The sequence below is a fragment of the Ekhidna sp. genome (genome assembly GCF_039960695.1).
Taxonomy (GTDB): domain Bacteria; phylum Bacteroidota; class Bacteroidia; order Cytophagales; family Cyclobacteriaceae; genus Ekhidna.
The window spans coordinates 285,237-309,536 of the sequence record NZ_JBDVKP010000004.1 but is presented as its reverse complement, the minus strand read 5'-3'; the positions used below and the strand labels follow the sequence as shown (position 1 = coordinate 309,536).

Sequence of the window (24,300 nt, the reverse complement as noted above, 5' to 3'; positions counted from 1 at the left end):
AGTATGAGTATAATCAAAACACTACTTGTCGATGATGAACCAAGAGCGATTAAGACACTCAAATTGTTGCTCGAAAAGCATGTCCCGGAAGTTAATGTGATAGGTATTGCAAATAATATTCAGCAAGCGTTTACTATTATAAGAGATGATAAGCCAGAACTTGTTTTCTTAGACGTAAATATGCCTAATGGAACAGGTCTAGAGTTGATAGAGCGTATAAAAAGCTTAAGTGTGAAAGTAATACTTACCACGGCGTATCAAGAACATGCCATCGAAGCCTTAAGACTTTCAGTCCTGGACTATCTATTGAAACCAATTGATAAATCTGAGTTAAAGCGAGCCATCAATAGATATTTTGAATTAACCTACGCTGAGCAACCTGTATTGGAAGCACAAAAAATCACTATTAATACAGCTGACGGAATGCATATAATGGAGCTTAATAAAATTCATTATATCCAATCAGACAAAAATTATAGCGTCTTTCACACGGAGGAAGGGACCCTTGTTTCATCTAAGTCTCTTGGTTATTACGAGCAACTTCTACATGGCTCCTTCTTGAGAATTCATCGCTCATATATAGTTAATCTTAATCAAATCAAGCACTTAAAAAAAGGAAAAATCTTTCAAGCAGTTCTTTCGAATGGAGACATTCTAGAAGTATCCAAGAGTAAAAAAGATGAACTTATGGAGAAATTTCTCTGACCTTCGTTCATTGAAACGGCACATTCATCACTTAAAAAAGCACCCTCGTTCATTTAAATCACAATCTCCCTTGCAGGAGGATTACCAACAATATCTTTGTGAAAATAAATTGATGAGTCGAAGCACTGACACCGATGCACCACCATTATATGCTATTGCATGGAAGCTCTTTCTCTTAGTAGCTATTCTTTCAATGCTCTCAAGTTCATTCTCTTAATTCAAACAAGAATTCTAAATATAGCTTATGATAGGCTTAGATTCACCTAATGACCTATCAATCCTGACCTTAGTTGGTCAGGATTCCTTTTATTCCGTAGGTGCCATTGGAAATCTTTCTTCTTTTACACCACTCACGTGGCTACTAATTGCCTTCCATCGCCCATCTATCTTTACAAGCACATTACTCGATTTATATTTCGTGATATAAGCTTCACCAGCTTCCACTCCCTTCATTGTTCCAACGCCAGAAACAATAGCGGTTCCATTATCAAAAATATCCAGACGAATAATTTCAAAATCAAAATCATCGTAGCTTGGTCCATAATTGGCTATATACGTTAGCTCATCAGATTTTGTATATGAATCACCATTATCATCTATCATCTGAAAATCCTCATGCAGAAGCTCGTTCAACAAGACCGTATCCTGCTGACCGTAGGCTTTTGGCCACAGTACCGTTTTAAACTCTCTAAGTATAGCTTCATCATTATCTGTGATTACTACAGATTTTTCGGTTGGAGCTGTACAACTGATCATTACAACACCCAGTAATCCTAGCAATAAATATTTCATAAATTGTTTCTTGTTTATAAATGCAAACTACAAAAAATACGTAGTTTGAAATTAAAGGATAACCTAATTTAAATATCATTAACAAAATCAGATGTCTGAAACTCAATTAAAAGATGTAGCAAAAAAGGTAGCAAAACAAGCTTACGCACCATACAGCAAGTTTAAAGTTGGATGCGCACTGCTTACCAAATCCGGCAATGTATATACTGGATGCAACGTTGAGAATGCATCTTATGGACTTACGATCTGCGCAGAACGTAATGCCATTGCACAAGCAATCAATCAGGAAGGTAATGTTGAAATAGAAACGATCGTCGTGTATACACCAACTCCTACACCAACTCCACCATGTGGAGCTTGTAGACAAGTTATTCATGAATTTGGTAATCCTAAGGTTTTCAGCTTCTGTGAAACAGACGATTTTACCTCACATCAGATGAGTGAGCTTCTACCCAATGCATTTGACTTAAGCAAAGACTAATACTTTCGAGAAAGTATTTCACTATATATAATTGCTTTTTTCGCCTCAGATGTATTCAATCCATCATGAATCTCATTAACTATCGACCATTCCTCATCTTCTGAATCCTTTTGAACACCCTTGAATAGTCGTGGTTCTTGAAAGTTTTCATCTGGCGCAAATTCTATGTCTGCACCCTCAGCCATTTTAATAGACTCTTCATAAACTCTGCGACTTTCATCATCAGCAAAAAATCTCTTATCACCTTCAAATCTTTGATTTTCCTTTTCTGAGTCATCGGTATCGATAATTACCGGCTCTTGCTGGATGGTTGGCTCCTGCGCTGGTCTTCCCTCAGTAATTTCTTTTAGGAGGTCTTCAAAAGATTTTGGCTGACTCGTTGGAGGGTTATTTTCAGATCCGGGACGTGAATTGGGCTGGTTTTTTTTCTTCTTTCCTCGAGTGAGAAAATAAATTACAGCCGCAATAATGTACCACCAGAAACTAAAATCGTCCATGCAGCTAAGTTAAAAAAAGAGAAATGAAATCGGTGCTTTTGAGCACTCTTATTCGTTAATAGTTGATTTTAGTGTAGTAATGATATTTTCTTTGTCAAAAGGCTTGCTAAAATATCCTACGATAAGGTTTTGATCAATCGCATCAACTACTTCTTGGGCACCACCATAACCAGTCAGTAAAAAGCAAGGCAAACTCTCTTTGGTTTCTTTCACCTTGGTAATGAACTCAATTCCATCCATTTCTGGCATTCGCACATCACTCACAATCGCAGCGATTTCATCATGTTCTTTAATAAGACTAAGAGCCTCCGAACCCGACGTAGCATTAAGTATTTCGAATTCATTTTTAAAATTGAACTCGAAAAGAGTAATGTTGAACTGATCATCGTCCACGTACAGAATTGTGGGTTTCTCCATATTAAGAATTTTCCTTGCAGTCTATGTTAATTAAAAATAAATGACTTTTATCAAAAAGTTAAGTTATTCTCACATTTGGTATGTGTTTGTTACAATAATGCAACGAACATTTGAATTACCCTCTAATCATTCGATTAATCTTTTAAATAATTACATGAATAAATGATCTTAACGAGTGAATCGCTATTATGGGGAAAAAAGGTGGATAAATCACAGCAACAATTTTAATTTCTAAACACCTAGTTGCAGTCGAATCTTATATTTTTGTCCGCTTCACCTTTAATGACCGAATGTACTCCACATGCAGTTAACCAAATTAGAAATAAAGGGCTTTAAAAGTTTTGCTGATCGAGTTGTTATAAACTTCGATGAGGGCATTACAGGCATAGTAGGCCCCAATGGTTGCGGTAAATCAAACGTGGTTGATTCTATTCGTTGGGTGCTAGGTGAACAAAAATCACGAGTGCTGCGATCTGATAAAATGGAGAATGTAATTTTTAACGGAACCAAAGCGCGAAAACAGACTCAGCTTGCCGAAGTTTCTCTGACTTTCAATAACACCAAAAACCTTATACCGACGGAATATTCTCAGGTTACGATCACTCGTAGGTACTATCGTTCTGGGGAAAGTGAATATCTTCTCAATGGTGTCACTTGCCGCCTAAAAGACATTACCAATCTGTTTTTAGATACAGGAATTGCGTCCAACAGCTATGCCATCATTGAGTTGAAGATGGTGGATGACATATTAAATGATAAGGACAATTCGAGACGTGCGTTGTTTGAAGAAGCTGCCGGTATTTCTAAATTCAAAATTCGTAAAAAGGAAACACTCAAAAAGCTTAGTGATACGGATGCGGACCTAGAACGAGTTGAAGATTTGTTATTTGAGATTGAAAAAAACCTAAAGTCCCTTGAACGTCAGGCTTCTCAAGCTAAAAAATACTATGAGCTTAAGGATGATTATAAAAACTCAAGTGTTGCGCTAGCCCAAAAGGCAATGAACAATCAGCAAGTACATTTCGATGAAATACAACAACACATTCAAGGAGAAAATGATAAAAAACTCGCATTAAATGCACTGGTCAATGAAAAAGAAGCAGCCATTGAAAAAGCAAAAGCTGATTTAATTTCAAAAGAAAAGCTCCTATCCTCTCGCCAAAAATCATTGAATGAACATGTAAGTACCATCCGTCAATATGAGAGTGATAAAAAAATTAAAAATGAGAGACAAAAATTCTTACATGACAAGATTGACACGCTAAAGGAACAAATCAGTCATGACAAACAAAGTAGCGAGAGAGCTGCAATTTCTCTGCAAGGGTTAAGAAATGAAGCTAGAGAAGCAGAGAAAGATGTAACTACCATCCTTTCGAAAGTTGAGGCACTAAAAAATGATTATGAATCACAAAAAAATCTTACTACTGAATCTCAGGAAAAACTAAGTTCACTCAATCTATATTATTCGGAAAAGAAAGATCATCAATTTCAGCTTACAAAGGAGATTGAGATTAAGGACATTCAGCTAAAATCTATGCTGAATGAACTCAGTAAAACCAGTGAAGACTCTAGTGAGAAGAGTGCCAATCTGGAAGAGTTCAAAACTCGATTGGCAGAGATAACACATGAAAAAAATGAAAAGCAATTAATCTATGACCAATTAAGGTCGTCAGAAGAAAGCCTCAAGGAACAAATTACAGATACAGAATCACAACTTAATAAGTCCAGAGAAGAACTCGCCAAAACCAATCGAACCCTTGATGCACGTCAAAATGAATACAATCTAACCAAATCTTTGGTTGACAATTTGGAAGGATTTCCAGAAGCTATCAAGTTCCTTAAGAAGAATACACAATGGAAAGATGCTCCGCTCCTTTCAGATATACTTAGTTGCCCTGAAGAGTATCGGGTTACCATCGAAAATTTCCTCGAACCTTTCATGAACTACTACATTGTAGAAACGAAAGATGACGCGCTCAAAGCGGTTAATTTATTGAGTGAATCAACTAGAGGAAAAGCTAATTTCTTTATTTTAGATCAGCTTAATGGATACAAAGCAGAAGATATTGAAACTCCTTCAGGTAGCCTGGCAGCACTCGACCTCATTGACTATGACGCCAAGTATGAAAACCTAATTAGGCATCTTCTATGGAATGTCTACATATCTCCTAATCCTTCTTATTCTGAAAATTCCAATCCTGTATTGCTTGATACAGAGGGTAAAATAACTTTAAGACAATACAGTATTTCAGGAGGTTCAATAGGGTTATTTGAAGGAAAGCGTATTGGTCGTGCCAAAAATTTAGAAAAGCTTGAAGTTGAAATAAAAGATCTAAAGAAACAACAAGCCGCCTCTGAGCAAAAAGTCTCTAAGTATCAATCTCAGCTAAATGAACTACGTCTTTCATCCAAAATAGCACAACTTGATGAGGTGAAAGAAGTTCTTTCCAGAATAAAGGAGAGAGAGATTTCTGTTCAAACCAAACAAGAGCAATTCGTTGAACTTCTTACTTCGAATAAGAATAGAAGGGAAGATATACAGCAACAAATTATTCTGTTGGAAAAAGAGCTTGAAGACATCCGACCACAAGCCGAAAAAGAAAAATCTGAACTAAGTGAACTTGAAAGCAGCTTAGAAGCCAAAAAAGAAGAGGTTGGAACATTACAAGAAGCTTTAGATCTGAAGTCTACTTCCTACAATGAAGAAAATGTGCTTTTCCATCAGCAACAAAACAAACTAAATAGTATTCTTCAGGAAATATCATTCAAAGAAGAATCCTATCAATCCTCTCTTGATAGAATTGAACAAAACAGAGAAGAATTAGAAGACGCTACCACAAATCTCAATGAGCTTGTAAAAAAGAGCACAGCAAGTGATGATGAGTTAGTTGGGATGTATGAAGAGAAAGAAGCCTTGGAAAATGGTGTTAACGAGGCTGAAAAAGAGTATTATGAAGCTCGTGGCATCATTGATGAAGAGGAAAAAAACTTAAGAGAGACTCAACGAACTCGCGAAGGAATTGACAATGCGTTGATGGAGTGGCAAAACAAGCTCAATGATGCCAAGATTGGCCTTAACTCCGTCAAAGATCGCTTATCAGTGGAGTTTAATATCAATTTAGAGCAAATCAAGAAAGAAGACATTTCAGACTATGAAAAATTTACAGAAGAAGAACTGCGAACGAAAGTAGACAAGCTAAGAAATAGGCTTGATAATATGGGGCCTATCAATCCCATGGCAATGGAAGCTTTCGAAGAAATACAAGAAAGGCATACATTTATAATCAGTCAAAAAGAAGATTTACTTAATGCCAAAGAGTCTTTGCTCACAACTATCGGTGAGATCGATGAAGTAGCAAAAGAAACCTTCATGGAAGCTTTCCAGCACATTAAAGACAACTTCATAAAAGTCTTTAGAACACTCTTTACAGAAGAAGATGACTGTGACCTTATTCTGACAAATCCAGAACAGCCTCTAGAAAGTGCAATTGATATCATTGCCAAACCAAAAGGAAAAAGGCCTTTGACAATAAATCAGCTTTCAGGTGGTGAAAAAACATTGACAGCTACTTCTCTCCTATTCTCAATTTATCTGCTTAAGCCAGCACCATTCTGTATCTTCGATGAGGTTGATGCGCCATTGGATGATGCAAACATTGATAAATTCAACGAAATCATTAGAAAGTTCTCTAAAGATTCTCAGTTTATAATTGTAACACACAACAAAAGGACTATGGCTAGCACAGATGTAATTTATGGCGTTACCATGCAAGAACAAGGTGTATCTAAGGTAGTTCCTGTAGATTTGCGTGAACTAGCTTAATTTAGATTGCCTTAATGAGATTTCTAGTCCAATGCTGCTTCATATTCAGTCTGTTACTATTTAGCTGTAACACACAAAATCAAAGCACAAATAGCGAGAATAAAACTCAAATATCAGCTACTCCAAAGTTGACAGCAAGGAATTTTGATTACCAACCCCCAATACCAGTAAACGGAAAGTTATTTGCAGCTATTGAATTGGGTGCGCTAGGTTTAAATTATTTCATTGTAGAAATTGACGATCAAAACAGATGGTCTTTGAAAGCATCTTCCTATGGTCGAAGTAATATCATTTACGGTGTAAATACGACAAATGAGATTATTACTAAAATTTCTGAATTCAGAAATGAAATCATAGAGTACGGCGTAAGTCCGGCGAACATTCACATAATTGCCAGCTCGAGCGCTGTACAAGCATCTATAGTCGATAAATTGAAGATTGAACTTTCTAAGCAAAAACGTCACCTTGATTACATTAATTCAAAGGATGAAGGACAATACGCACTTATTGCAACCATACCTCGCGAGTTTATCAATGAATCATTTTTAGTTGATATAGGCTCTGGCAATACTAAGCTTTCATGGATTGAAGAGGATGATACACTCAGCATTGATATTCATGGTTCTAAATACTTTCTAGGAGATGTTCAGGATACAACTGTTTTCAGAGAAGTTAGAGATGCCATTCTTGAAATACCTGAAAAAAACAGAACCCTCTGCTTTATGTTGGGCGGAATGATTTATGAATTTATAAAGGATGAAATCGAACAAAATGAAAATAGGTATTTCGTTTTAAAATCACCAGGAGAATATCCTTCTGATAATGAGAAACTAAGAGCGGCAAATGTGATCTATAATGCGTTATATCTAGAGCCAACCTACTCATATATCTTTGACAGCCAATCCAATTTTTCGATCGGTTATTTGATTAGTCTCGACAAATAATATACTATTTGTCCAAATCCAATACCTTTATTCGTCAAGCGACAAACTAAAATACTATAACAATGAAAAAGATAGTCCTAACCTTGACAGGTGTTCTGTTGGTTGCGGCAGCCGTAGCCCAAACAACCATAAGCACTGAAGAAAGAAAAAAAGCACTTAGTCACTTAAAGAAAACCCAAAGTGAACTTACTTCATTAGTAAATGGGCTTACTGAAAGTCAGAAGAACTTTAAACCAGATGAAAACTCATGGTCAATTGCTGAATGTCTTGAACACATTGCAATCTCCGAGAAAAATCTTATCGGAATGATTCAAATGGGACTAGAAGGAGACAGTGATCCTTCCAAAAGATCTGAAGTGGCGATGAGTGACGAGCAAATTCTTGGACTGATTACTAGTCGTGAGCAAAAAGTGAAAACACGAAAAGAATTTGAACCAACAAACAGTTTTGATGGATTTGATGGTACGCTAAAAACCTTTAAGGAAAGAAGAAAATCAAATATGAAATTTGTTAAGTCCACTGATGCCGATCTTAGGAATCATTATTTGCAGTTTCCATTTGGATTAATCGATACCTATCAGGGGATTCTGTTTATGTCAGGACATACTCAAAGACATACCGATCAAATAAGAGAAATAATGGAAAATACTGATTTTCCAAGTTAACCAAAAAAGGGCCTGAACATTCAGGCCCTTTTTACTTTATCTATTTCCAAGCTTCTTTCTCAACTTTTCTATTCCATCTTCAGATATCAAATGGCTTGTATCTGGAGACTTTAGATGCAGTTCTGCAAGCTCAAGCAATACTCTTGATACTTTCTTGGCTACAAATTGTTCTTCTGAAACCTCTTTCTTATAAGTAGATATAATTGAAATATTCATATTAGTGATAAGTATTCTGCTAATTTCTCACGATAAATAATGAATATCAATACCCATTTTTGGGTATATTGTCTACCTACATTACAACGTAAATTTGATGATCATTTGCTGAATTTCACCACTTTCTGACTTGTATTTATATGTAGCACGATAAGATCCTTGTGGAGCTTTTTCCTTTACAGTCATTTGCCCTTGTTCACTTGTCTTGCAATCCTCTATCATCAAATCCCATCTGAAGTTAAATACAGCACTCGCCTCGATCAAGCGTTCGTTAGCTGGAGCTGGACATGGAGGTCCGCCACAATCGCAATACAGCACACCAACTTTGGTCCATTCACCATTAACTTCTTTTTCAATTGACTTTTCCATCGGATCTAGTATAATCTGACTCACACTTGTCAAATTTTTAAGTTTTACTAGCACATAGCGATCAGTTACTTCCCTCTCTACTTCCTCGAAAATGACTTGCTCTTGAGCTTGAACCTGGCTGTTTTTTGATGTGGTCTTGCAGCTTATTACCACAATAGCAACTAATATTAAATATCTCATTTCTTGACTATCGTTTTAGTGATTACATCAAACTCATGTGAAATTCTCAGTAGATAAGAGCCGTTCATTAAACTTGATATATCAAACTCAAACCCTCCCTCTTTATTAACAACCTTGAAGTCTACTTTTTGTCCTAACATATCAATTAGCTCAAACTCAACTTTTGAATCTAGTCCCCTAATCGTGAAATGCCCGGTACTTGGGTTTGGGTAGCCAATGATTTCGTTTTCAGTAATGGATAAAGGATCCAATATTATAGTGCCAACAGCAGAAAAATCCGATAATCCTGAAGTATTAGATGCAGCAACTCTGAAGTAATATGTTCCGCTTGGCCTGTTGCTAATTGTACTTGATAGACCTGAAACAAGTCTGCTTTCATATCCAGGGAGGAAATCTGAAAAATCATCGCTCTCCGAAACATCTAGAAAAAATATGGATGCCCCATCGTCAACTGTCCAGTTGATTGTGAATTCGGCAGTGGTTGCATCAGTTGTTGCTCCAAATGTAGGGGCTGCTGGAAGACTCAGTACTTCTGCTTCCAACACCCTTGAATCTCCTTCTAAAACCGATGTGCCATAAACTTTATAATACACTAGCTCATTGGTTTCTGGAGTTGCATCTGCATAGGTCTCTGTATCTGGGTTCAATGTAGCAATAACAGAATAGGAAGTTTCATCTCCTATCGACCTCTCAACGATATAGTTGTCTTCGTCGGCAGAATTGTCTGACCAACTCAACGTGATAAAGTCCGCATCCTGAGTTACGTTAAAATCTGTTGGTGCCGCAAGTCCATCAAATGTATTGGACGTGAAAACTCCTCGTCCATGAGTAGCAACAACTACTAAGTTATCACTAGATCTATATTGTAGCATATCACAGCGTACGTTTGCTAAGTTGTCAGAGGATTGTTGCCAACCTGGATTGGCAGCTGTAATATCTGAAGTAGACCAAACACCTAATTCAGTCGCGAGTAAAACTTCTTGTGAATTGTTTGGGTTGAAAAGCGCCCATCTAACTGGCATATCTGGCAAACTTGCATCGTTATCCTTATCTACCCACGAAGTACCTCCATCTTCTGTATACCATACTGAAATCACTCCATAGTTTGAATAAGTGACTATGATTTCATCGTCAGATGCACCAATATCTATTGAAGAAATATAGCCATTCGTTGTAATGTTGGAGGTAATATTATTTACAGAAGGTGTAGCATCAGCATTATCAATTCGATATATATTACCGCTTCCAGTACCAACAAATACTCTGTTGTCTGCATAAGCGTCGGCTCTTATAGTTGATACTTGTCCGCCATCCAATGCAACTGCTAATGCTTCTTGAGAATTTGGAGTTGTTGTAATGCCGCTAATCCTCATTAGTTCGTCACTATCGCCAGCTGAATAAAGAATATCCGAAGAATTGTCATAATCAGCTGGATTAATAAACCTCCCTTTGTTCTGATTATTCACAAGGCTTCCAGTGAACCCTCCTGTAGCATCATGCCTATCATAGACATTGTAGACATAAGAACTAATTTGAAAATTATTATCATCCTGATCAATGAAACAGAAAGCTCCATCTCCACCATTAATACTAACAGTAGCTAGGCCATTAGCATCCGTAAATTGCTGAGTTCCATTATCTTGAGCTCCTGCAATAAAGTAATCAACCTCTGCAGTATTTTGAGCTGCTACCGCATAAAATTGAGTAACATTATAATCCTTGTTTCTATCATCAAATGATGGGTCACTTGAGGAGCCAACATCTGCAGAGTAGCTTACACCACCATCGCTTCCGATAACAGCTTCATTAGAGTTCCCAGGTCTGAATACAATGTTATGAATATCCGCATGGACGTAATCGTCGCATCCTCCGGTCCAATAGGAAACCTCTGCCATGGTAGTTCCACCGTCTGCAGATTTTGAAACGTTGATACCTCCAGCCAAAACTACGTCAGCATCGGTAGGATTAACAGCAAGTGCTAAGTCATACCATGCCTGACCCCTTGTGAAATCATCCGAGCTTTCTGAACAGCTCTGAGATCTGTATTTTGGGATTGTGATATCTGACCAGGTATCTCCCCCATCCACAGATTTTTTAAACCAATCGATATTTACATCGAAAGAAGCAACCGCATAAATCACTGTTGTAGCGGTACTGCTACTTGCTGATGGAGCGACTGCTAATTCAATCCGCTCTGGAGATCCCCCGGACGGAGTGATTGCTGTCCAAGTTGCACCATCATCTATTGACCTGTGAATGCTACCATTTGAAAAAATTCCAAGTGAAGCATAAACATCTCCATTCGCGGCTATTTCTAAATCATTTCCTCTAGAGGTACTAGCGCCAGTTGAACTTGCATTAAGTACTGTGGTCCAACTAGTACCACCATCAATGGATCGCTGAACTCCATCATCTCTAGTTGACGCTAAAATTGTTCCAGACGATGTTACTACCACTCGTTGTACAAAATTGAATGTACTTGTTGCAGTAGAGCTAACCTGAGACCAATTGGCTCCTCCATCAGTGGACTTAAATATCCCGGCACCTCGTACAGAACCTCCATTGAAGTACCCCTCACCAGTACCTGCATAAAAAACTTGCGTATTTGTGGGATCATAAGCCAATGTTGTAACGGCCAGGTTTGCCATAAAATCATCTACATTTTGCCATGAGGATTGTGCGTCAGTAATATTATTATTAAACCAGATACCTCCAGCAACTCCAGCTGCCCATAATTTTTCATTGTTGGCATCATTCGGATCCCACATTAGAGCTCTTGTTCTTCCTCCAATATTATTTGGCCCACGTTCTTCCCATGTAACTCCAGCTATGGCGTCTGCAGACATCCTTGATTGTAATTTCTTTTGGGTCTGGAATGCGCTCAAAAGTCTTTCCGTAGGGACGTATTGTAATTCAGGATCCACGGTCATAAGAAAGTTCTGTTGACTAGCCAGATCCGGACGATCTTGCTTTGGAAGACCTTCAATTTTGCCTAAATCGGCTTTTTGACTGTATGGATGATTTTGAATGTAATCGACCCATTCTCTTTTTTGATTATTGGGCTTAAAAGTGTAGAAAACGGTAATCAAGATGACGCAAATTGCGACATAGGGTGTGACTCTTCTCATAACATCTGATAATGGTAATTATGGCAAGATAACCAAACCTAGCTTTTACAATTTCAGTTTTTCGATGTGACTCTTCAATTCGGGGAGTAGTTCACTTTCAAACCATTCATTCTTTTTCATCCAGATACGATTTCTTGGCGAAGGATGTGGAAGTGGTAAATGTTTAGGAAGATACTCCTTAAATGATCGAACAGTGTCTGTTAGCTTGTTTTTAGCCGAATCTCTCAAGTAATAGTTTTGTGCGTACTGTCCAACTAACAGCGTAAGCTTTATTGATTTACACTCATTCAATACACGCTCGTGCCACAGTGGTGCACATTCGGGGCGCGGGGGAAGATCACCAGATTTTCCTTTTCCAGGATAGCAAAACCCCATTGGTATCAAGGCTACTTTTGACGTATCGTAAAACGTCTCATCAGAGATTCCAAGCCAGTTTCGCAAATTCCTTCCACTTGCATCATCCCATGGAATACCAGAATCATGTACTTTTCTTCCAGGTGCCTGGCCAACAATCAAGAGGCGTGCGGTATTAGATATACTAACAATGGGACGTGGTTCATGCAAAAAAAAAGAGCTGCATACTGTGCAACTCTTAATTTCTTTTAATAAGTCTTTCATCTGCTATCGACCGAGTATATAAAGCATTTTACCATGAGATAACAGCGCTGATCTGAATGTTGGATATTGCCTGTACGGAATGTTATATTCTTCAGCAGTTTTCCTCACAATTTTTGCTATTTTTCGGTAGTGAACATGGCATATATTCGGAAATAAATGATGTTCAATTTGGTAATTAAGTCCACCTGCAAACCACGACAGAACTTTGTTTCTCTGTGCGAAATTGCATGTAGTTTTTAATTGATGAACTGCCCAATTTTCCTCTACAAAATCTTTTCCTTCAACATCTTCAAATGAATGATCTTCCATTACGTGTGCCGGTTGGAAAATGCATGCAAGGCTGAAACCTGCTACATAGTGCATTAATATAAATCCTAGAAGGATATGATACCATGGAAGTGATGTAAACAATATTGGAAGTGCCAAAATGTACGAATAATAGAAAACCTTAGTAACTACCAACCACACCCAGGCCCTTGTGATACTTTTTGTCTGTTTTTTTAAGTGTCCATCTTTTGTGTATTCAGCTAACTGACTCCAATCCTTCACTATAATCCAACTCATGGTCATCAAACCATACAGAAACCATGCATATATATGTTGCCATTTATGATGCGGTTTAACTGGAGAATTTGGATCAAACCTTAAAATACCACCCTTAGGAGAAATGTCTTCATCCATCCCTGACACATTTGTGTAGGTATGATGCTTCACATTGTGTTGAATCTTCCAGTTGGTTGCATTTGCGCCAACTAAGTTCAATGAATAGCCTACTAAATTGTTAATCCATTTCTTTTTGGAATACGCTCCATGATTAGCATCATGCATTACAGAAAGCCCAATTCCAGCTTTACCCAGCCCCATTAGGAAAGCCATTAAATAGAAAACCCAAATACTTTGGACTATTCCGAATAAGAACATGAAATACGGCACCAAATAAAGACAAAACATGAAAATGGATTTTATTACCATTTCAATATTTGCATATCTGCTGTACTTTGAAGTTTTAAAATACTGATTTACACGTTGGTTCAGAGTTTTATTAAACTCCTCGTGTAAATTATTCTTGAATCTTATAACCTTACGGCTCATCGTTTCTACTGACATAAATAAATTTGAAAATCTGAAACCACCAAATTTACAGAAGAAACGCTTCACTTACGCTATAAATTTGATCAGTGGCAGTTTTTTATCTATCAAGCCATGATTTAAAATCTCCTACCCTCTCTCTGGCAACTATAATCTGATCTTCATCAAATTGATCGATGATAATTTCTAGTCTTGAATTTGTGAAAGCTATAATGTCCTTTATATAGTTTAGGTTAATCATGTATTTCCTCGAAATTCGAAAAAATTGAGCCTTATTTAGCAAATCTTCCACTTTATCCAAAGTGTAATCAATCAAGAAACGTTTTCCGCTGTTCGTGTAAAGGTAGGTGCCTTTGTCCTGACTATAAACCAATTGAATATCAGAGGTTTCTACCGTTCTTAAATGATCTCCTACCTTAACAACAAATCTCTCTTTACCTAAAGGCTGCATAGATCTTACAAGGTCGTTTAAATCAATTGGTGTAGAGGTTGGTTGCTTGCTAAAGTTCTGTTCTAATTTTTCAATTGCTGTATTTAATTCCTCTTCAGCAATTGGCTTTAGTAAATAATCAACACTATTTGTTTTGAAAGCCTTTAAGGCGAATTCATCATATGCAGTCGTAAAAATGATCGGCTTTTCAACCTTTATCTGATCGAAAATATCGAATGAAATGCCGTCTGCGAGCTGAATATCCATGAACAGGACATCATAAGAAAGTGCAGGCAATGAAATAGAAGCAGATTCCACTGAATCAAACTTTGCCACAAATTCATAGGTTGGTCGAAGGGTTTCGATCAACAACCTTAGTCGCTTAGCAGCCAGCTGTTCATCTTCAATAATTATAAACCTCATTTTGTTACGTTTAGTAATGGAATTTTAACTTCAAAATAGCCTTGAGATTTTGCAATCATAACTTCGAGATCTGTGAGGTACTGGTATCGAGCTTTGATATTTTCCAGGCCCACTCCCATTGAATCTTTTACATTCTTTTCCTTTAGGTTATTTCTAACCACACAATACTCACCCTGTAGATCAATATCAATGGTTAAAGGATCCTTCTCGCTTACCACATTATGTTTAATAGCATTTTCAACCAATATTTGAATGGCTAAAGGAGGAACAAATAAATTGGGCATATCATCAGTAATATTGACTCTCAAATTGTCTCCAAACCGTATTTTTTGAAGAAAAATGAAATTCTTTACAAATGCCATTTCCCTTTCTAAAGAGACAACTTCATCATCCATACAATCCAGGACATACCTATAAACTTGTGATAGCTTCCTAATAAACTCAACAGCTTTATCCTGATTATCATAAACCAGTGAACTAAGTGCATTAAGAGAATTAAATAAAAAATGAGGATTTACCTGATTTTTAAGACTGTTATATTGAGAAGATAACTGTTCAGTTTTCAACTTCTCAAGATCAATAGAAGCTTGTCTCCAGTCTAATAAAAATCCTCTCCCATGCATAAAAGTGTTTATCACAAGATTGATCATTAATGTTGTCGTCAGAGGTGATCCATTAAGATCTTTTATCGCAGATTTAAAGTCTTTCCCAAAAACAAAATAATCATAACATAGATCAAGCAGAAACACCACAAAACTTGTATACACGACAATTGCCAAAACACTAGTGATAAAACGTTTAACTGGGTATTCAAACCAACTGTAAAGTGCATTTAATGGGGCTACCATATATTCACTCCCCTTCCAAAGCATCACCCAAAAAAAACCACTATAGCTAAAGTTGATTACGTAATAATCCATTTCAACCCGGGTGAGATCCCCCCAAAGTACAAGTTGTAAAACTCCTCCGAATAGAAAAATTAATCCTATTTCTATGAGCTGCCTTTGCCATGTAGTATCAAAAAGTTTTACCATTTGATCTACAAGCTAATTACTATCTCTTGAGCAGGACCTTTAACTTCAAATTTACATTCTGCGAAGCTTGGCGGGCCGAACATTCCCTTCGCATTATTTGAGAAAGCATATGGCTCGGATGGAATTCCAATGAAGTTAGCATCAAGTTTTCCGTTATCATTTTCATCGTGATATAGGGAAATTGCATATGTTCCTTCACCGAGTCCTTTAAAAATAAATTCTACTTGGTTTGAATCAATCATTTTTCCATCGCTCATCATCTCTTTGGATAAAAAATGATCTTCCTGATTATAAATTGCAATCTTAAGCGACCCCTTCACTTCTTTTATGTTCTCCACTTTTACGACCAGATCACAAGAGTTTTGACTATATGATAAAATGCTACAAAGAATAATAGAAACTGATAGTAATATTTTTTTCATAATTGCTTTTGTTTGAATCAAAGTTGATACCAACCAGATCAAAGCATCAATTTTTCATGACTCAACTGTCATTTTTTAGGTCTGAACTGTTATTCGATTTTCCGAGAACAATAATAGCGCATAGATGAATTAAAATTATTTCTAAATTGTTATGCATGCAGAGTAAATATCCGTATATTTGTTATGCATGCAGCGTATTTTATTTAAAATAAACCAGAATATAGATATCAAAAAATGGAAGCAGCAATAGAAAATAGAGCGTTAAAGGGTGGTGAATTCATCATTAAGGAAACTCAAGCGGAAAGTGTCTTCATTCCTGAAGAGTTTTCGGAAGAACAAAAAATGATGGCTGCGGCTACACAGGATTTCATAGACAAAGAAATCACTCCAATTACTGAAAGAATTGAGAATATGGAAGAAGGCGTAATGGCTGGTCTAATGGATAAAGCCGGTGAATTGGGTCTTTTGGGAGTAAATGTACCAGAAGAATATGGAGGGCTAGGCATGAGTTTCAATACTGGAATGCTCATCGCAGATATCATGGCAGTAGCAGGATCATTTTCAACAGCATACGGAGCTCATACTGGAATAGGAACTCTTCCAATACTCTATTACGGTACTGAAGCTCAAAAGAAAAAATACCTTCCGCTTCTTGCAAGTGGAGAGTGGAAGGCATGTTACTGTCTTACTGAGCCAGATGCAGGATCCGATGCTAACTCAGGCAAAACAAAAGCTATACTCTCTGATGATGGCAAGCACTATGTCATCAATGGACAAAAGATGTGGATATCCAATGCCGGTTTTGCAGACTTACTAATCATCTTCGCCAAAATTGATGACGATAAAAAATTATCTGCATTCATAGCTGAGCGAACATGGGATGGAATTACCATGAATGATGAGGAAAAGAAGCTTGGAATAAAAGGTTCTTCTACACGACAGGTCTTTTTCAATGACTTGAAAGTTCCAGTAGAAAATCTTCTTTCCGAACGTGAAAATGGGTTTAAAATAGCAGTGAATGTTTTAAACGTAGGACGTATAAAATTAGGCGCTGGCTGTATTAACGGCTGTAAGGACGTGGCAACCAAATCAACTCAGTACGCCAATGAAAGAAAGCAATTTGGGGTTTCAATATCAAATTTCGGTGCAATCAAGCAAAAATTAGCCAACATGGCTACACGAACTTATGCAACAGAGTCAGCATCGTATAGAGCTGGTCAGGATATCGAGAACTTAATTGCGAAGCTGCAAGAAGATGGGTTGAGCCCCAGCGATGCAAAACTTAAAGGTGTAGAGCAATACGCAATAGAATGCGCCATGATTAAAATTCATGGTTCTGAAATACTTGCCTACTGTGTAGACGAGGGTGTACAAGTATATGGCGGAATGGGATTTTCTGAAGAAGCTCCAATGGCCAGAGCTTTTAGAGATGCCCGTATCACACGAATTTACGAAGGCACCAACGAAATTAATCGAATGCTTCTTGTTGGGATGATGTTCAAAAAAGCCATGAAAGGGGAAATCGATCTACTGGGACCAGCCATGGCCGTTGGAAAGGAGTTGACTGGTGTTCCATCATTTGATACTCCCGATTTATCGGCACCTCTTGCCAAAGAGAAAGAGGTCATTAAAAACTTGAAAAAAGCAGTATTGATGGCTGCTGGAAAAGCGGCTGAAAAATTTGGTCCAAAGCTAGATCACGAACAAGAAGTGTTGATGAACCTTGCTGACATGGTGATTGAAGTATACGCTGCAGAGTCTACCCTACTCAGAACCGAGAAACTGATGAATAAATACGGAGAAGAGGGAAGCACGTTGTATCAAAATATGGCAAAACTATACTTGTATGAAGCTGTTAGAAAAATTAGGAACTCCGGAGATGAGGCAGTTGCCTGCTTTGCTGAAGGTGACGAGCTTCGTGTAATGCTTATGGGTATGAAACGATTTACGAAAATGGACCCTGTAAATACCAAAGAGCTAAGACAAGCGATTGCAGATGTTATGATCAAGGAGAATAAATTCCCTTATTCTTTATACAACTAATAAGAATTCTATTTCGTAAATTATAAAAGCCGGCCTTTAGGTCGGCTTTTTTTATATACAGTTTGTTTTGGACACAATTCAAAATAGCTTTGTAGAGGGACGCATAGCATCCACAAATGGAAGAATTCAATAAGAAACTAACCACTAAAGAGAAAGCTTTACAGCTCAATCTTGATACGAGGATTTACGGCACAGTCGCCGAGATTGGTGGAGGACAGGAAGTAGCCGCATATTTTTTTAAAGCAGGAGCCGCATCTGGCACCATTGCTAAAACCATGTCCGCGTATGACATGACCTTTAGTGATGCCATTTATGGCAAGTGTGATAGATATGTATCACAAGAAAAGCTGTTGCGAATGTTGGATCGAGAGTATACACTATTAGATCAACGTCTAACACAAAGAGCAAAGAAGTCCACATTCTTTGCTTTTGCGAATACAGTTGAGGTTATCAATTACAACAGAAGCAATATTGGACATGGCTGGATGGGACTCCGGTTTCAACGTCATACCAATTCAAAGCCAAATGAATGCATTATTCACGTAAGCCTAAAAGATCGAGATGCTGAATGGCAGCAGCAGGTTCTGGGAATTGTTGGTGTAAACCTGATTCATTCGTGCTACACTTACAATACACCAGAAGAAATTATCGATGCTTTGGTAGACAATGTTCGGAAAGATCGCCTGGAGATTGACATGTTCAGTATCTCAGGTCCTGACTTTCATCATGTAGATAATCGTCTGATGACCTTGAAGCTGGTGAAAAACGGACTTACAAAGGTTGCCATGTTCGGACCAGATAAGAACGTAATTCTACCTTCCGATATTATTTATCGCAAGAACGCTATTGTTTTGCGTGGACGATTTCGACCGGTTACTCATGTAAATGTGGATATGATGATAACTGGTATGCGCGCCTTCAAGAAAGAGCTTGGACATACTAAAGATATCGTCTCTGTAGTTGAAATTACTCTTAAGGATCTCACACTTGCTGGGCAGCTTGACGAGCAAGACTACCTAGATAGAGTAGACTTATTGTGTTCGCTGGGGCAGAATGTAATGATATCCAACTATCAAGAGCACTACAAGTTAGCTGGATACCTTTCGCAGTTTATAAAAGATAAAACGTTGGGAATCATTATTGGACTCAACAACATGACTCAAATTTTCGATGAGAAGTATTATCAAAATTTAGATGGTGGAATACTGGAATCATTTGCCCGTCTTTTTGGAAGCAATGTGAAGTTATTTGTTTATCCAATAATTGATTCAAGCTCAGGAGAAATTAAAACAGGAAACGACTTTACACCCGATCGTCATTTGGAAAGTCTCTTCTACTATTTTATAGAGAATCATAAAATACTGAGCATTCCAGATGCTAAAACAGACAATCTCCATATTATTTCTGATCAGGTCTTAGATATGATTGAACATGATGAAGATGGATGGGAAGATTTGGTTCCAAATCGTGTCGCTGAAGCCATCAAATCCAATCATCTTTTCAACTATCCATATGAAATTGAGGTTGATGGTGAGGATTTGATTTGACCACTAATAACATAGCACTTTGTAGGTACCCTCCTTTTGCTATATTTGGCGTTTTAAGCAAAATCTAAAAAACATTTGTATGAGTGCTCGCGGAAATTTTTCCAGCAGATTGGGATTTATTTTAGCTGCCGCTGGATCGGCGGTTGGTCTTGGTAATATTTGGAAATTTCCATTTGAGGTAGCGGACGGTGGAGGAGCTGCTTTTGTCTTTATCTACTTAATATTTGCCTTTATTCTTTGTTTCCCTGTGATGGTTACTGAGGTGGCTATTGGCAGGAAGACAGAAAAAAATCCGATTGGAGCGTTTAACTCATTAGGCTTCAAGAGATGGAATATCATTGGCAAATTCGGAATTCTCTGCGGTGTATTAATTCTCTCTTTCTATAACGTAGTTGCTGGATGGGCTTTTGGATATTTCTTAGAAATGCTCATGGGTAATTTCGGAATCGGAAAAGTATTCGGTTCATTCACATCGGACATTCTAAAAGTGAGTGCTTATGCAATCGTATTCATGATTACAACTGCTTATATTGTCTCAAAAGGGGTTTCTGGCGGTATCGAAAAACTTGCCAAAATCTTGATGCCAACCTTAATCATTATGATTTTATCCTTGGTTGTCTATTCTTTCACACTCCCTAATGCAATGGAAGGAGTCAAGTATTATTTAGTTCCTGATCTTTCAAAGCTGACAAATGTTGACACGATTGGAGGTGCTCTAAGACAAGCATTCTTCTCACTATCTCTCGGCATGGGTGCACTTATCACATACGGATCTTACCTTTCAAAGAAAGAAAATATTGTTACGTCATCTGCGCTCATCACCTTATTTGATGTTGGAATAGCTTTCATAGCAGGATTAATGATGTTTCCACTTGTAGCATACAATCTAGGTGGAGAAATGAGTAATGTTCAGGGTGGTGCCGGTTTAATTTTTGTAACACTGCCGGGTGTATTTGAAACTCTAGGTGGTACCCTAGGTGTAATTGTAGGTGGATTTTTCTTCCTTCTTTTATCTTTCGCGGCGTTAACCTCTACTGTATCACTTCTGGAAGTACCTGTTTCCTATGTGGTAGACGAGTATAAAGTGAAAAGGTCACGTGCCGTAGTGATAATGTCATTAATAATCTTTGTGATTGGTATCCCTTCATTGGTTGGTAATGGGTACAGCGATTTCTTCACCAATGCTTTTCAGCTTCCTGGTGGATCTGGTGATTTCATGACTTTGGTAGGATATATTACTGACGTTCTATTAATGATTGGCGGTTTCCTAATCGTAACGTTTGCTGCCTACATTTGGAAAAAGGAGAATCTTGCTGAAGAGATTTCTCAAGGATATCCAGGGTTCAATGACAGCATTATTAAGAAGTTGTTGAATTTTTGCATTTCTTACCTATGTCCTGCTGTATTAGCAATATTATCTATAGTAGTAATCTTAAATAACTTCTTTGGAATAAACTTGTTAGGATAATCACTCCTTAATAAACGTTCCGGGATCTTTTCCATTGAAATAAATGACATACTGGCCCTGCCTAAGAACAGTAACATCTATAACTGTCCCTTGCCCTTCAAGTACCAGCTTGCTGCCTGCATCATAAATTTCGTAATGCGTAGACCTTGATAAGTAGACTTTAGTTTTAGCTGATTTAGGTTTAAACTCAACTGGCTCTGGGTAATGATCAAAATCTACTTCCCAGGAGAATAAGTATTTCACTCTAGATCCACGAGGAAAATTGTATTTTACTCTATACTTGTTTGCACCCTCTTCGAGATTAGGAAAATACGTGTAATCTGCTCCTTCATATCTTCCCAGCCCCTGCCGCACTTCTTGATCTATCCAAACACCGTTTGTTAGTTTTTCAATCTCAAATTCTCCAACTCCAGTTTCTCCTTTTGTGCTCCAGATTAACGCACTATCAGTTAGAGCTACTGAAACAAAACGAAATATTGTATGAAAAAGAATAGCCTCTGGATTTATAATAGTAGGAGCGCAAAGTGTGTCCTTATGAACGATTCGTATTTTAACTGGTGTGTACAGATCATATCCATCAAAGTCTAGTTTGATTGCACTTAATTTATAGTTTATGTCTATAAACCTTTCGTTGATGTAAATATTGTCGACACAAAACTTCCGATCCGTTTTATCAAAAGGATTTTGAATAAAAAGCGTTTTCCCCTGAAAAACTCCAGCTAAGTTGGTTTCAACTTTTGGAGCAATTTGAGCGAAAGTCGAACTAATCACCAAAACGCTAAGTGTAAAAAAACACGTTCGTTTATTCATTTCGATTTTTGGTATCTCTTTCCTCAAACATGATGCTATATCAATGAAAAGTATTAATTATTTCGATGAGTATGCGTAATAACTCAGCTAATTTTTACTGATTTGAACTAAATGAAGATTCAATATTCATATTTTCACAGACATCTTTAAATATGAGTTAGGATTTCGGTCTGTAAAACTATAATTCAACGACGTTTAATCCGGTTAAATTGATAAATTAGCCACAAATGAAAAAGTGGTTTTTTCTTATCATTGTCTTATTATCCAGCTGCAGCCCAAAAGTAGTTTCCTATGTTAATTCAAACGCTAATTTCAGTCAGTTTGAAACGTATCGTTTAGTAAGTACAAAAGCAGATTCGAAAAACATCACGCCTGAAAATACATTAGTGTTTGATCTAATCAGGAAATCTATCTCAAAGGAAATGAGCAAACGTTCGTATGAGGTTTCTAATATTTCGCCCGACCTGACCTTGAGATATGAAGTAACATCCAGTACGCGCGTTGAAAGTAATACAAATCAGGTTGGACCATATTATAACCCACAGGTGACCACCCGTACAATATATGAATCGATACTTTTGATCGAACTTTACGATCCAAATAAAAAATTAGTTTGGCAGAGCAGCTACGATTTGAGCCAACAGAGAAAGGAAAAAAAGGCTTCCAAAGCCATTGAAAAGGGAGTTGGACACATTTTTACCAGCTATCCTTATCGTGCAAATTCTGCTGAAGTAGATGAGACACTAAAAACGATTGACAACAAAAAAGTAAGACAATAAGTAATGACAGATTATGGTTTTTGGTCACTAATACCACCGCTACTTGCAATAGGCTTAGCAATTAAAACTAAACAAGTTGTCTTCTCACTCTCTCTCGGAATATTTGTTGGATATCTAATTATCCAGGGTGGAAATGTATTTGAAGGGTTTCTATCTACTATAACTGCATTTGTTGACGTTTTTCAAAGCAAAGGAAATACTCGTACAATCATTCTTACTTTGATTATTGGGGCTATGATTCAGCTCATTAAATATTCAGGTGGGATCAATGGGTTTATCAATTGGGTTCAAAGAAGACTCTCAGGACAAAAGAATTTCAAAGGCAAAATTCAAGCTACATCGGCACTTACTGGTTTTTTAATTTTCGTAGAGTCAAACATTTCCATTTTGACGGTTGGCACTATTTTTAGACCATTATTTGACAAACACAAAATACCTAGGGAGAAGCTGGCTTACCTAGCTGATTCCAGTTCTGCACCATCTTGTGTCCTTTTTCCGCTGAATGCATGGGGTGCATATGTCATGGGATTACTATTGGCATTTCCAAGTTTAGATCCATTCAAGACGCTGGTCTATTCAATCCCCTTTAACTTCTATGCCATCCTAACCCTAATCTTTGTATTCTGGCTGGCCTTCTCTGGCAAAGAGTTTGGAGAGATGAAAAAATTCGCAGAAAGAAAACAGACCTTGCCGGAAGAAAAATTAGCTATCGACGAGAAAACATCGTCTCCCATGAATATGGTTATCCCAATAGCCGTAATGGTACTCACCATGCCCATATTCCTCATTTATGGAGGGTGGGATTCGACATTGGAAGGAGGCTTTTCAGATAGAGTTTGGCATAGCATAAGCAACGGATCAGGATCTGAAGCAGTTTTAAATGCTTGTTTTACTGGTTTTATAGTTGCTTCAGTTATGTACTTCTTTCAAAAAATGTTGACGATAAAAACATTTATTGACGAGTCATTTAAAGGAATGAATGATATGGTTGTAATGGCTGTACTGATGGTACTCGCATTTGCGATTGGCAACTTGTGCAATGAGCTAGGAACGGGAATTTACGTTTCAAGAGTAACCTCTTCTTGGCTGATTCCTGAGGTGGCTCCTGCATTGATTTTCATCATAAGCAGCTTCATTGCGTTTGCAACTGGAACTTCATGGGGAACCTTTGCTATTATGATTTCGATTGGAGTACCACTCAGTTTTGCAGTAGACGCCAATATTTACCTTGTCATAGCCGCTGTGCTCGGAGGAGGTGTTTTTGGAGATCACTGCTCTCCTATATCGGATACTACGCTGATTGCTTCTGTTGCCTCTGGCTGTGATCACATTGATCATGTAAGAACGCAATTGCCGTATGCCCTCTTTACAGGAGGTTTGTCAATTGTATTTTACCTAATTGCCGGATTTATTTTCTGAG

The 24,300-nt window shown here is 37.5% G+C and carries 22 protein-coding genes; 10 read left to right on the top strand and 12 right to left on the bottom strand.

All coding sequences use genetic code 11. The annotated features are described in order from the left end of the window. The first annotated feature begins 3 nt into the window (after positions 1-3). Complete coding sequence (locus ABJG98_RS02090; protein ID WP_348277801.1) at positions 4-705, top strand: LytTR family DNA-binding domain-containing protein; 702 nt, start codon at positions 4-6, stop codon at positions 703-705. Positions 706-1,011: 306 nt separating this feature from the next. Here ABJG98_RS02090 and ABJG98_RS02085 read toward each other — a convergent pair whose 3' ends face one another. Further along, the gene (locus ABJG98_RS02085) at positions 1,012-1,497 is read right to left on the bottom strand and encodes a nuclear transport factor 2 family protein (protein ID WP_348277800.1); all 486 of its coding nucleotides are present in this window, start codon (positions 1,495-1,497) and stop codon (positions 1,012-1,014) included. Between the two features lie 91 nt (positions 1,498-1,588). Here ABJG98_RS02085 and ABJG98_RS02080 point away from each other — a divergent pair, with 91 nt between their 5' ends. Beyond that, positions 1,589-1,978, top strand: coding sequence for a cytidine deaminase (locus ABJG98_RS02080; protein WP_348277799.1), 390 nt, complete (start codon positions 1,589-1,591; stop codon positions 1,976-1,978). On the opposite strand, the gene ABJG98_RS02075 is transcribed toward ABJG98_RS02080, so the two are convergent. Then, positions 1,975-2,475 (bottom strand): hypothetical protein, encoded by a 501-nt coding sequence (locus ABJG98_RS02075; RefSeq protein ID WP_348277798.1) that lies wholly within the window; start codon positions 2,473-2,475, stop codon positions 1,975-1,977. The genes ABJG98_RS02080 and ABJG98_RS02075 overlap by 4 nt on opposite strands. Positions 2,476-2,523: 48 nt before the next feature. Beyond that, positions 2,524-2,892 (bottom strand): response regulator, encoded by a 369-nt coding sequence (locus ABJG98_RS02070; protein WP_348277797.1) that lies wholly within the window; start codon positions 2,890-2,892, stop codon positions 2,524-2,526. A 301-nt stretch (positions 2,893-3,193) separates the two neighbouring features. Here ABJG98_RS02070 and smc point away from each other — a divergent pair, with 301 nt between their 5' ends. The 3 genes from smc to ABJG98_RS02055 all read left to right on the top strand — a co-directional run bounded on the left by smc (position 3,194) and on the right by ABJG98_RS02055 (position 8,324). Continuing rightward, a complete protein-coding gene (gene smc, locus ABJG98_RS02065) occupies positions 3,194-6,715 on the top strand; it encodes a chromosome segregation protein SMC (RefSeq protein ID WP_348277796.1) in 3,522 nt (1,173 codons plus the stop codon). Positions 6,716-6,729: 14 nt separating this feature from the next. Then, entirely contained in the window at positions 6,730-7,659 is a 930-nt protein-coding gene (locus ABJG98_RS02060; protein WP_348277795.1) for a hypothetical protein, read from the top strand. A 62-nt stretch (positions 7,660-7,721) separates the two neighbouring features. Next, the gene (locus ABJG98_RS02055) at positions 7,722-8,324 is read left to right on the top strand and encodes a DinB family protein (RefSeq protein WP_348277794.1); all 603 of its coding nucleotides are present in this window, start codon (positions 7,722-7,724) and stop codon (positions 8,322-8,324) included. A gap of 36 nt (positions 8,325-8,360) precedes the next feature. On the opposite strand, the gene ABJG98_RS02050 is transcribed toward ABJG98_RS02055, so the two are convergent. From ABJG98_RS02050 to ABJG98_RS02015, 8 genes are all read right to left on the bottom strand, one after another. Next, positions 8,361-8,540 (bottom strand): hypothetical protein, encoded by a 180-nt coding sequence (locus ABJG98_RS02050; protein ID WP_348277793.1) that lies wholly within the window; start codon positions 8,538-8,540, stop codon positions 8,361-8,363. 81 nt (positions 8,541-8,621) lie between these two features. After that, a complete protein-coding gene (locus ABJG98_RS02045) occupies positions 8,622-9,089 on the bottom strand; it encodes a hypothetical protein (protein WP_348277792.1) in 468 nt (155 codons plus the stop codon). Further along, entirely contained in the window at positions 9,086-12,217 is a 3,132-nt protein-coding gene (locus ABJG98_RS02040) for a T9SS type A sorting domain-containing protein (RefSeq protein ID WP_348277791.1), read from the bottom strand. Before ABJG98_RS02040 ends, ABJG98_RS02045 begins: the two co-directional genes overlap by 4 nt. A gap of 45 nt (positions 12,218-12,262) precedes the next feature. Next, positions 12,263-12,835: a uracil-DNA glycosylase family protein gene (locus ABJG98_RS02035; protein ID WP_348277790.1), complete on the bottom strand. Its 573-nt coding sequence runs from the start codon at positions 12,833-12,835 to the stop codon at positions 12,263-12,265. 3 nt (positions 12,836-12,838) lie between these two features. Beyond that, positions 12,839-13,942: an acyl-CoA desaturase gene (locus tag ABJG98_RS02030; RefSeq protein ID WP_348277789.1), complete on the bottom strand. Its 1,104-nt coding sequence runs from the start codon at positions 13,940-13,942 to the stop codon at positions 12,839-12,841. 82 nt (positions 13,943-14,024) lie between these two features. Beyond that, complete coding sequence (locus tag ABJG98_RS02025; protein ID WP_348277788.1) at positions 14,025-14,777, bottom strand: LytTR family DNA-binding domain-containing protein; 753 nt, start codon at positions 14,775-14,777, stop codon at positions 14,025-14,027. Beyond that, entirely contained in the window at positions 14,774-15,811 is a 1,038-nt protein-coding gene (locus tag ABJG98_RS02020) for a histidine kinase (RefSeq protein WP_348277787.1), read from the bottom strand. The genes ABJG98_RS02025 and ABJG98_RS02020 overlap by 4 nt, the downstream gene beginning before the upstream one ends. 5 nt (positions 15,812-15,816) lie before the next feature. Continuing rightward, entirely contained in the window at positions 15,817-16,233 is a 417-nt protein-coding gene (locus ABJG98_RS02015) for a DUF2141 domain-containing protein (protein WP_348277786.1), read from the bottom strand. A gap of 234 nt (positions 16,234-16,467) precedes the next feature. Between ABJG98_RS02015 and ABJG98_RS02010 the strand changes: the two genes are divergently transcribed. From ABJG98_RS02010 to ABJG98_RS02000, 3 genes are all read left to right on the top strand, one after another. Beyond that, a complete protein-coding gene (locus ABJG98_RS02010) occupies positions 16,468-18,276 on the top strand; it encodes an acyl-CoA dehydrogenase family protein (protein WP_348277785.1) in 1,809 nt (602 codons plus the stop codon). A 116-nt stretch (positions 18,277-18,392) separates the two neighbouring features. Then, positions 18,393-19,823 carry a TonB-dependent receptor gene (locus tag ABJG98_RS02005; RefSeq protein WP_348277784.1) on the top strand — a complete coding sequence of 477 codons (1,431 nt, stop codon included), beginning with the start codon at positions 18,393-18,395 and terminating at the stop codon, positions 19,821-19,823. 79 nt (positions 19,824-19,902) lie between these two features. Beyond that, positions 19,903-21,291, top strand: coding sequence for a sodium-dependent transporter (locus ABJG98_RS02000; protein WP_348277783.1), 1,389 nt, complete (start codon positions 19,903-19,905; stop codon positions 21,289-21,291). On the opposite strand, the gene ABJG98_RS01995 is transcribed toward ABJG98_RS02000, so the two are convergent. Next, positions 21,292-22,101 carry a hypothetical protein gene (locus ABJG98_RS01995; RefSeq protein ID WP_348277782.1) on the bottom strand — a complete coding sequence of 270 codons (810 nt, stop codon included), beginning with the start codon at positions 22,099-22,101 and terminating at the stop codon, positions 21,292-21,294. It lies immediately after the preceding gene. Positions 22,102-22,328: 227 nt separating this feature from the next. On the opposite strand from ABJG98_RS01995, the gene ABJG98_RS01990 reads away from it, so the two are divergent. Then, positions 22,329-22,880: a DUF4136 domain-containing protein gene (locus tag ABJG98_RS01990; RefSeq protein ID WP_348277781.1), complete on the top strand. Its 552-nt coding sequence runs from the start codon at positions 22,329-22,331 to the stop codon at positions 22,878-22,880. Positions 22,881-22,883: 3 nt separating this feature from the next. Further along, positions 22,884-24,299, top strand: a complete 1,416-nt coding sequence (locus ABJG98_RS01985; RefSeq protein ID WP_348277780.1) for a Na+/H+ antiporter NhaC family protein — start codon at positions 22,884-22,886, stop codon at positions 24,297-24,299. Position 24,300 lies beyond the last annotated feature (1 nt).